This window comes from Polynucleobacter kasalickyi, from assembly GCF_900176405.1.
In the GTDB taxonomy this organism is placed as follows: domain Bacteria; phylum Pseudomonadota; class Gammaproteobacteria; order Burkholderiales; family Burkholderiaceae; genus Polynucleobacter; species Polynucleobacter kasalickyi.
On record NZ_FWXJ01000024.1, the window covers coordinates 2,501 to 5,593 of the forward strand.

2 rRNA genes (1 of these 2 running past the window's edge) are annotated in these 3,093 nt (G+C 49.8%); both read left to right on the plus strand.

The window, feature by feature from the left end:
• Positions 1-2,829: ribosomal RNA gene (locus B8983_RS13660) — 23S ribosomal RNA — on the plus strand; it begins 31 nt to the left of the window's first position.
• Between the two features lie 104 nt (positions 2,830-2,933).
• Positions 2,934-3,047: ribosomal RNA gene (gene rrf / locus B8983_RS13665) — 5S ribosomal RNA — on the plus strand.
• Positions 3,048-3,093 lie beyond the last annotated feature (46 nt).

A 3,093-nucleotide genomic window follows, 5' to 3' on the forward strand; every position in this document is an offset into this window, starting at 1 on the left:
CTTGGCGATTACAGGCGATGAAGGACGTTATAGACTGCGATAAGCTGCGGGGAGTTGTCAAATAAACTTTGATCCGCAGATTTCCGAATGGGAAAACCCACCTCTTACGAGGTATCTTTAAGTGAATACATAGCTTAAAGAGGCGAACCTGGTGAACTGAAACATCTAAGTAACCAGAGGAATAGACATCAACCGAGATTCCCAGAGTAGTGGCGAGCGAAATGGGAACAGCCTTCTAGTGATAGCTAGTTTGTTAGTAGAACGGAATGGAAAGTCCGGCAATAAAGGGTGATAGCCCCGTATACGAAAACAGATTAGTGGTACTAAGTTAGAGACAAGTAGGGCGGGACACGAGAAATCCTGTCTGAATATGGGAGGACCATCTTCCAAGGCTAAATACTCGTAATCGACCGATAGTGAACAAGTACCGTGAGGGAAAGGCGAAAAGAACCCCGGGAGGGGAGTGAAATAGATCCTGAAACCGTGTGCATACAAACAGTCGGAGCCTCGCAAGGGGTGACGGCGTACCTTTTGTATAATGGGTCAGCGACTTACATTCAGTAGCAAGCTTAACCGTTTAGGGTAGGCGTAGCGAAAGCGAGTCCGAATAGGGCGTTAGTTGCTGGGTGTAGACCCGAAACCAGTTGATCTATCCATGGCCAGGTTGAAGGTGCGGTAACACGTACTGGAGGACCGAACCCACTAACGTTGAAAAGTTAGGGGATGAGCTGTGGATAGGGGTGAAAGGCTAAACAAAACTGGAAATAGCTGGTTCTCTCCGAAAACTATTTAGGTAGTGCCTCGTGTATCACCTTTGGGGGTAGAGCACTGTCATGGTAGTGGGGTCCATTGCGGATTACTGCGCCATAGCAAACTCCGAATACCAAAGAGTGCAAGCACGGGAGACAGACGACGGGTGCTAACGTCCGCCGTCAAGAGGGAAACAACCCAGACCGCCAGCTAAGGTCCCTAATATATGCTAAGTGGGAAACGAAGTGGGAAGGCTAAAACAGTCAGGAGGTTGGCTTAGAAGCAGCCACCCTTTAAAGAAAGCGTAATAGCTCACTGATCGAGTCGTCCTGCGCGGAAGATGTAACGGGGCTAAGCATATAACCGAAGCTGCGGATCACGTAAGTGATGGTAGGAGAGCGTTCTGTAAGCCTGTGAAGGTGTGGTGTGAACCATGCTGGAGGTATCAGAAGTGCGAATGCTGACATGAGTAGCGATAAAGGGGGTGAAAAGCCCCCTCGCCGTAAGCCCAAGGTTTCCTACGCAACGTTCATCGGCGTAGGGTGAGTCGGCCCCTAAGGCGAGGCAGAGATGCGTAGCTGATGGGAACAAGGTTAATATTCCTTGACCATTGATAGATGCGATGGGGGGACGGATCGCGGAATGTTGTCCGGGTGTTGGATGTCCCGGTCCTTATATTTGAGAAGGCTATTAGGCAAATCCGGTAGCGTAATTCAAGAGTATGAGGCGAGCGAACTTGTTCGCGAAGCAATAGGAAGTGGTTCCAAGAAAAGCCTCTAAGCTTCAGTCTATCAAGACCGTACCGCAAACCGACACAGGTGGGCGAGATGAGTATTCTAAGGCGCTTGAGAGAACTCAGGAGAAGGAACTCGGCAAATTTGTACCGTAACTTCGGGATAAGGTACGCCCAAGTAGCTTGTTAAAGGGCGAAAGGGTTGCAATAAAATGGTGGCTGCGACTGTTTAATAAAAACACAGCACTCTGCAAACACGAAAGTGGACGTATAGGGTGTGACGCCTGCCCGGTGCTGGAAGATTAAATGATGGGGTGCAAGCTCTTGATTGAAGTCCCAGTAAACGGCGGCCGTAACTATAACGGTCCTAAGGTAGCGAAATTCCTTGTCGGGTAAGTTCCGACCTGCACGAATGGCGTAACGATGGCCACACTGTCTCCTCCTGAGACTCAGCGAAGTTGAAATGTTTGTGATGATGCAATCTACCCGCGGCTAGACGGAAAGACCCCATGAACCTTTACTGTAGCTTTGCATTGGACTTTGAACCGGTTTGTGTAGGATAGGTGGGAGGCGTTGATATCAGGATGCTAGTTCTGATGGAGCCAACCTTGAAATACCACCCTGATTTGTTTGAGGTTCTAACCTTGGCCCGTTATCCGGGTCGGGAACAGTGCATGGTAGGCAGTTTGACTGGGGCGGTCTCCTCCCAAAGTGTAACGGAGGAGTACGAAGGTACGCTTGGCACGGTCGGACATCGTGCCTAAAGTGCAATGGCAAAAGCGTGCTTAACTGCGAGACCGACAAGTCGAGCAGGTGCGAAAGCAGGTCATAGTGATCCGGTGGTTCTGTATGGAAGGGCCATCGCTCAACGGATAAAAGGTACTCTGGGGATAACAGGCTGATACCGCCCAAGAGTTCATATCGACGGCGGTGTTTGGCACCTCGATGTCGGCTCATCTCATCCTGGGGCTGTAGCCGGTCCCAAGGGTATGGCTGTTCGCCATTTAAAGAGGTACGTGAGCTGGGTTTAAAACGTCGTGAGACAGTTTGGTCCCTATCTGCCGTGGGCGTTGGAGATTTGACGGGGGCTGCTCCTAGTACGAGAGGACCGGAGTGGACGTACCGCTGGTGTACCTGTTGTTTCGCCAGAAGCATCGCAGGGTAGCTATGTACGGAAGAGATAACCGCTGAAAGCATCTAAGCGGGAAACTTGCCTGAAGATGAGATCTCCCGGAGGTTTAACCTCCATAAAGGGTCGTTGAAGACCACGACGTTGATAGGTCAGGTGTGGAAGCGCAGTAATGCGTTAAGCTAACTGATACTAATTGCCCGTTAGACTTGATCCTATAACCAGCAGTATTACTGGTTATAAACATGTTTGTGCATGATTCAATACCATTTGCTTACTCAATTTGGATTCATTCGTTATCGAATGGATCAACCCTCTACGCCTGGTGACAATAGCGAGTTGGAACCACCCCTTCCCATCCCGAACAGGACCGTGAAACGACTCTACGCCGATGATAGTGCGGATTACCCGTGTGAAAGTAGGTAATTGCCAGGCACCTTTAAGAAAAACCCAGATCTAACGATCTGGGTTTTTTGCTTTG